The sequence below is a fragment of the Streptomyces sp. NP-1717 genome (assembly GCF_022695985.1).
Lineage (GTDB): Bacteria > Actinomycetota > Actinomycetes > Streptomycetales > Streptomycetaceae > Streptomyces.
In genome coordinates this window covers 1-5,524 of the sequence record NZ_JAAPBF010000335.1, presented here as the reverse complement: position 1 = coordinate 5,524, position 5,524 = coordinate 1, and the positions used below count along the sequence as shown (strand labels likewise).

Below are 5,524 nucleotides of genomic sequence, written 5' to 3'. Positions count from 1 at the left end.
AGGCCATCCAGGACGCCGAGGGCCCCGCGCTCGTCGTCACCTCCGACACCGGCGTCTGGGCCGAGACCAAGGACGCCCGGGCCAAGCTCGGCCCCGTCCTCGTCTACGACCCCGGCCATCTCTGCGACACCCCGGCCCGCCTCCACTGGTCCCCGACCTCCGGCTGCGAGGACGCCGACACCGCCGCCGCGCGTGCCGCCGCGCTGCTCGCGCCCGTCCGGCCGCTGGCCCGCCTCGACGCCGCGATGGCCGACACGGCACAGACCCTGCTGCGCTGCTGGCTGCATGCCGCGGCCGTGGACTCACGACCGTTCAAGCAGGTGCACCGCTGGGCGCAGGGCGGCAACGCCCACGAAGCCGTACGGCTGCTGCGTACCCACCCCAAGGCCGCCTCCGGGCTCGCGGGCCTGCTGGAGTCCGCGCTCACCGCGTACCCCGAACGCCGGGACATCGCACAGGAGTTGACGACCCGTGCGCTGGCCTCCCTGTCGTCCGTCCATATCCGTGAGGCGTGCACACCCAATCGCGCCGACTCGCTCGCGTTGGATTCTTTTCGTGCCGAGGGGGGAACGCTCTACGTGGTGGGTGAGCCGATCGAAGATCCGCGCACACGCCCGGGAGCGATGCCGCTGCTCACCGCTCTCACCTCGCACGTGGTCGAGCACGGCCGCCGCATGGCCGCACGGTCATCCGCCGGTCGGCTCGACCCACCAATGTCCCTGGTCCTCGATGACGTGGCAGCGGTGGCGCCACTGCCCGCGCTGCCCGAGCTGCTGGCCGAGGGCGACGAGCAGGGGATGCCCGCGCTCGTCCTGCTGCGCTCGCGTGAGCAGGGCCGGGACCGCTGGCCGCACCAGGAACTGCCTGCCTGAGCAGACGGTTTCAGCCGATCTGGTCCGCTCAAGCCCGCTGCTCAAGCCCACTGCTCAGTCCCGTGGCCGCGACACCGCGAGCTCCAACTCCCGTGCGGAGGGCTCGTCGTCGACCAGGACGGTCTCCCCGGTCGCCTCGAATCCGAGCTTGCGGTACGCGCCGCGCGCCCGCCCGTTCCGCTCATCCACATACAGCCGCACCCGCTCGACCCGGGGTTCCCGAAGCGACCACGCCCACGCGGTGGCGGCGTCGAACAGCTCCTTCAGCACACCGGCGCCCCGGTGCTCGGGCCGTACGTACACGGCGACGAGGTGCGCCTGGTCGTGCGCGCTCAGGCCGTCGAAGGCATCGGCCGCGCCCCGCCGCTCGACCAGCGCCACCACGGAACCGGCCCACCCACCGTCCGCGAGTTCGGCCACGAACTGCCGCACGGACGCGCTCCGCGCCGACCGCTCCGTTCGCTCGCGCCAGAAGGAATCGGGGCGCTGAACGGCGTCCTCGTACGTTTCGAGAAAGGCGATCGGCGCGACCGGATCCCGCAGGGCGTCCAGCCGGAACTCCTTCGCCCGCGCCCATTCGTCCGTGCGCACGGCACGCACGGCACGCGCGGCACGCACAGCGGGAACGGCACGCACGCCGCTTTCGGTCTTCACTAGAGGTACGGCGCGCTCCGCGCGATTCGTCCGGTCCATTCCGCGATACTCCGCGCCACCGCCGCCGTGCACAAACGGGTTTCGTCGTACCGGGGTAGTACGCGGCGTCCGCGTCACCCGTCCCCGGTCCGACGTTCCGAAGCCGCCCGCTGCCTACCGTCGAAGCCATGATCAAGGCCAAGGGACTCACCAAACGCTACGGCGGCAAGAGCGCCGGGACCGGCAAGACCGTCGTCGACGACCTCACCTTCACTGTCGAGCCCGGCGCCGTCACCGGATTCCTCGGCCCCAACGGCGCCGGCAAATCCACCACCATGCGCATGATCCTGGGCCTCGACGCCCCCACCGCCGGAACCGTCACGGTCGGCGAGCGCGCCTACGCCGCGCACACCGCCCCGCTCCACGAGGTCGGCGCCCTCCTGGAGGCCCGCGCCGTCCACCCGGGCCGCACCGCCCGCCACCACCTGATGGCGCTCGCCCACACCCACGGCATCCCCGGCTCCCGCGTCGGGCACGTCCTGGAGCTGACCGGCCTCACCGACGTCGCGGGAGACCGCGTGAAGGGCTTCTCCCTCGGCATGGGCCAGCGCCTCGGCATCGCCGCCGCCCTGCTCGGCGACCCGGCCACGGTGATCCTCGACGAGCCGGTCAACGGCCTCGACCCGGAGGGCGTCCTGTGGATCCGCAACCTCCTCAAGTCCCTCGCCGCCGAGGGCCGTACGGTCTTCGTCTCCTCCCACCTGATGAGCGAGATGGCGCTGACGGCCGAACGCCTCATCATCATCGGCCGCGGCCGGCTGCTCGCCGAGACGACGGTGGCCGACTTCGTACGGGACTCGGGCATCGCGGCCATGAAGGTCGTCACCCCCGAGGCCGGCACACTCGCCGGGCTGCTCGCGGGCCCCGGCATCGAGATCGCACCCGGCGCCCGCCCCGACGAACTGGACGTCCGGGGCGTCGACGGGGCGCACATCGGCCGTATCGCCGCCACCCACGCCGTCCCCGTGTACGAGCTGACGCCGCGCACCGCCTCGCTGGAGCAGGCGTTCATGGACCTGACACGCGACGAGGTCGAGTACCAGGCCGGCACCACCACCCACGACGCACCCACAGGAGCGGCGGCATGAGCACCGCGCGAGTCACCACGGACGCCACGAGCGTCACGCCCACCCGCCTCGGCGTCACACCGGCCCGCGTCCTGCGCTCGGAGTGGCACAAGTTCTGGACCCTGCGCTCCACCTGGGTCACGCTCTCGGCGACATCGGCGCTCATCCTCGCCACCGGTCTGGTCATGGCCGTCAGCCAGGAGCCGGCCGGCGGGGGCGCCGGAGGGGTCGGCGATCCGGTCGTCCTCACCCTGATCGGCATCCAGTTCGGCCAGATCATCCTCACGGTGCTCGGCGTCCTGTTCAGCGCGGGCGAGTACTCGACCGGCATGATCCGCGCCTCGCTCACCGCAGTCCCCAGGCGGCTGCCCGTGCTGTGGGCCAAGGCCGCCGTCTTCACCGCCGTGACGCTCGTCATCGGCACGATCACCGTCTTCACGACCTTCCTCCTCGCCCAGCTCTTCCTCTCGGACACCGACATGGGCGCTTCCCTCACCGATCCGGGCATCGCCCGCTCCGTAGCGGGCACGGCGGTCGCGCTCACGCTCCTCGGTGTGCTGGGCCTCGGCCTCGGCGCGCTGCTGCGCTCCGTACCGGGAGCCATCGGCGCGTTCTTCGCGGGAGTGGTCATCCTGCCGGAGGTGCTGTCGGCGGTGCCGTCGGACGCCGTGAAGAGCGCCGTCACGTACTTCCCGGCCCGCGCCTCCGAATCCCTCGGCGCGGTCGGGCCGGTCGACGGGGGACTGTCGGACGGGACGGCCCTGCTCACCCTGTGCCTGTGGGCGGCGGCGGCACTGGGAGCGGCGGGATGGCTGCTCAGACGACGCGATGTATGACGATGGGGGAACGGGCGGCGCGGGCGCAGCGATGAGGGTCGGGAAATGAGGGGACGGGGATGAGCAGGGCACGGGTGAGCGGGATGTACGACGGCGGCGCCGAAGGCGGCAACAGATCGCTCACCCACCTCATCAACCGCGCGGCCCAGCGGATCAGCGGATTCGACGCCTCGCACCCGACCGTCTGGGACCTGCTGCTGACGGGATGTCTGCTGCTCGCGGGCACGGTCGACCTGGCCGGCGGCGGCTGGCGATCGGTCGCGCCCAGCCCGGAAGCACCGATATGGGCGGCGGCGGTCTGCACGGTGGGCTTCCCGCTGACCGTGCCGCTCCGCCGTACGCGGCCCCTGGCGATGCTGCTCGCGACCTTGCCGTTCGCCCTGCTGCAGGCCTGGTCGGGCACCGGGCTCCAGATCGCCGTGTTCTGCCAGCTGATCATCGTCTTCAACATCGCGCTGCGCCTGCCCGTGCGCCAACTGGGCCTGGCCGCACCGCTGCTCGCCGTCCCCCTCGTCGTGGCCGCGGCCCGCTTCCCGGAGGACGGCTGGGTGATACCCCTCCAGTCGTCCCTGACGAGCTACGCGGTTGTGGCGATGCTGGGGATCGTGGTGCGTACGAGACAGGAGTACACGGCCTCGTTGCGGGAGCGGGCGAGACAGCTGGAGATCGAACGCGACCAGCAGGCCCAGCTCGCCGCCGCCGCCGAACGCAGCAGGATCGCCCGCGAGATGCACGACATCCTCGGCCACAATCTCTCGGTCATCACGGGGCTCGCGGACGGCGGCGCGTACGCGGCGAAGAAGAACCCGCAGCGCGCCACCGAGGCCCTGGACGCGATCGCCACCACCAGCCGCCAGGCACTCACGGAACTGCGCCGCCTGCTCGGCATCCTCCAGAACGACGCCCCGCACGGCGCCCCCGCCGAACTGTCACCACAGCCCGGCCTCGGCGAACTGGACCAACTGATCGACGGCGTAAGGGCGGCGGGCCTGCCGGTGCACGTCACGGTCACCGGCGACCTCGAAACCGCCCCGACGGGACGCCAGCTCACGGTCTACCGCGTCGTCCAGGAAGCCCTCACGAACACCCTCAAGCACGGCGGTCCCGGCGCCACGGCGAGGGTCACGCTCAGCCGCACGCCCGGGTCCATCACGGCGGAGATCACGGACACCGGCAGGCCGACGACCCCGACAGGGACCGGGGGACGCGGCATCACCGGCATGCGCGAACGAACGGCCCTGTACGCGGGCACACTTGACGTCGGACCGCTGCCGCCGCCCGACAGCGGCTGGCGGGTCCACCTGCATCTGCCGAACGACGAGGACCAACGGCTGTGACGACCGTACTGATCGCCGACGACCAGCCCTTGCAACGCATGGGCTTCCGCATGCTGCTGGAGAGCCAGGACGACATGACCCTGGTGGGAGAGGCCGGCGGCGGCGCCGAGGCCGTCCGGCTGATCGCCCGGCTCCACCCGGACGTCGTCCTGATGGACGTCCGCATGCCGGGTCTGGACGGCATCGAGGCGACCCGCCGTGTCGTCGCGGCCGGCAGCCGTACGAGGATACTCATCCTGACCACCTTCGACCTCGACGAGTACGCGTACGCGGGGCTCCGCGCCGGAGCCAGCGGCTTCCTCGTCAAGGACGCGCTCCCCGAGGAGCTGCTGTCCGGCATCCGCGCGGTCGCGAGCGGCGACGCGGTGGTGGCACCGAGCCTCACCCGCCGGCTGCTGGACGCGTACGCGCACCGTCTCCCCGCGGCGGACGGCTCCGAACGCACGGAGACGCCCGAGGATCCCCACCCGGGCGTCGCGCCGCTCACCGACCGGGAACGCGAAATCCTCACCGTCATCGGCCAGGGCTGGACGAACGCCGAGATCGCGTCCCGATTCCACCTCGCGGAGTCGACGGTGAAAACGCATGTGGGCCGCATTCTCGCGAAGACGGGCTCACGCGACCGCGTCCAGGCGGTAATCCTTGCGTACGAGGCGAAGCTGGTCCGTCCGTCGTAGAAAGAGTCTTGAACGCAGAAATGCCTCAGCCCCCGAACATGG

At 71.8% G+C, this 5,524-nt stretch carries 6 protein-coding genes; 5 read left to right on the top strand and 1 reads right to left on the bottom strand.

Annotation, left to right across the window (positions count from 1 at the left end; translation table 11 throughout):
* On the top strand, positions 1–872 hold an 872-nt coding region (locus tag GXP76_RS33705; protein WP_242575426.1), incomplete at its 5' end, for a type IV secretory system conjugative DNA transfer family protein.
* 54 nt (positions 873–926) lie between these two features.
* Here GXP76_RS33705 and GXP76_RS33700 read toward each other — a convergent pair.
* The gene (locus tag GXP76_RS33700) at positions 927–1,472 is read right to left on the bottom strand and encodes an N-acetyltransferase (protein ID WP_242575427.1); all 546 of its coding nucleotides are present in this window, start codon (positions 1,470–1,472) and stop codon (positions 927–929) included.
* A gap of 221 nt (positions 1,473–1,693) precedes the next feature.
* On the opposite strand from GXP76_RS33700, the gene GXP76_RS33695 reads away from it, so the two are divergent.
* Genes GXP76_RS33695 through GXP76_RS33680 form a run of 4 tightly spaced genes read left to right on the top strand, consistent with a single transcriptional unit; the run spans position 1,694 to position 5,482 of the window.
* The gene (locus GXP76_RS33695) at positions 1,694–2,653 is read left to right on the top strand and encodes an ATP-binding cassette domain-containing protein (RefSeq protein WP_242575425.1); all 960 of its coding nucleotides are present in this window, start codon (positions 1,694–1,696) and stop codon (positions 2,651–2,653) included.
* Positions 2,650–3,468, top strand: a complete 819-nt coding sequence (locus tag GXP76_RS33690) for an ABC transporter permease subunit (protein ID WP_242575424.1) — start codon at positions 2,650–2,652, stop codon at positions 3,466–3,468. Before GXP76_RS33695 ends, GXP76_RS33690 begins: the two co-directional genes overlap by 4 nt.
* Before the next feature lie 59 nt (positions 3,469–3,527).
* On the top strand, positions 3,528–4,805 hold the full coding sequence (locus GXP76_RS33685; RefSeq protein ID WP_242575423.1) for a sensor histidine kinase: 1,278 nt from the start codon (positions 3,528–3,530) through the stop codon (positions 4,803–4,805).
* Positions 4,802–5,482: a response regulator transcription factor gene (locus GXP76_RS33680; protein WP_242575422.1), complete on the top strand. Its 681-nt coding sequence runs from the start codon at positions 4,802–4,804 to the stop codon at positions 5,480–5,482. Before GXP76_RS33685 ends, GXP76_RS33680 begins: the two co-directional genes overlap by 4 nt.
* Positions 5,483–5,524 lie beyond the last annotated feature (42 nt).

Coding starts and splice junctions, on each gene's coding strand:
- GXP76_RS33695 (WP_242575425.1), top strand. CDS start 1,694: ATGATCAAGGCCAAGGGACTCACCAAACGCTACGGCGGCAAGAGCGCC.
- GXP76_RS33685 (WP_242575423.1), top strand. CDS start 3,528: ATGAGCAGGGCACGGGTGAGCGGGATGTACGACGGCGGCGCCGAAGGC.
- GXP76_RS33690 (WP_242575424.1), top strand. CDS start 2,650: ATGAGCACCGCGCGAGTCACCACGGACGCCACGAGCGTCACGCCCACC.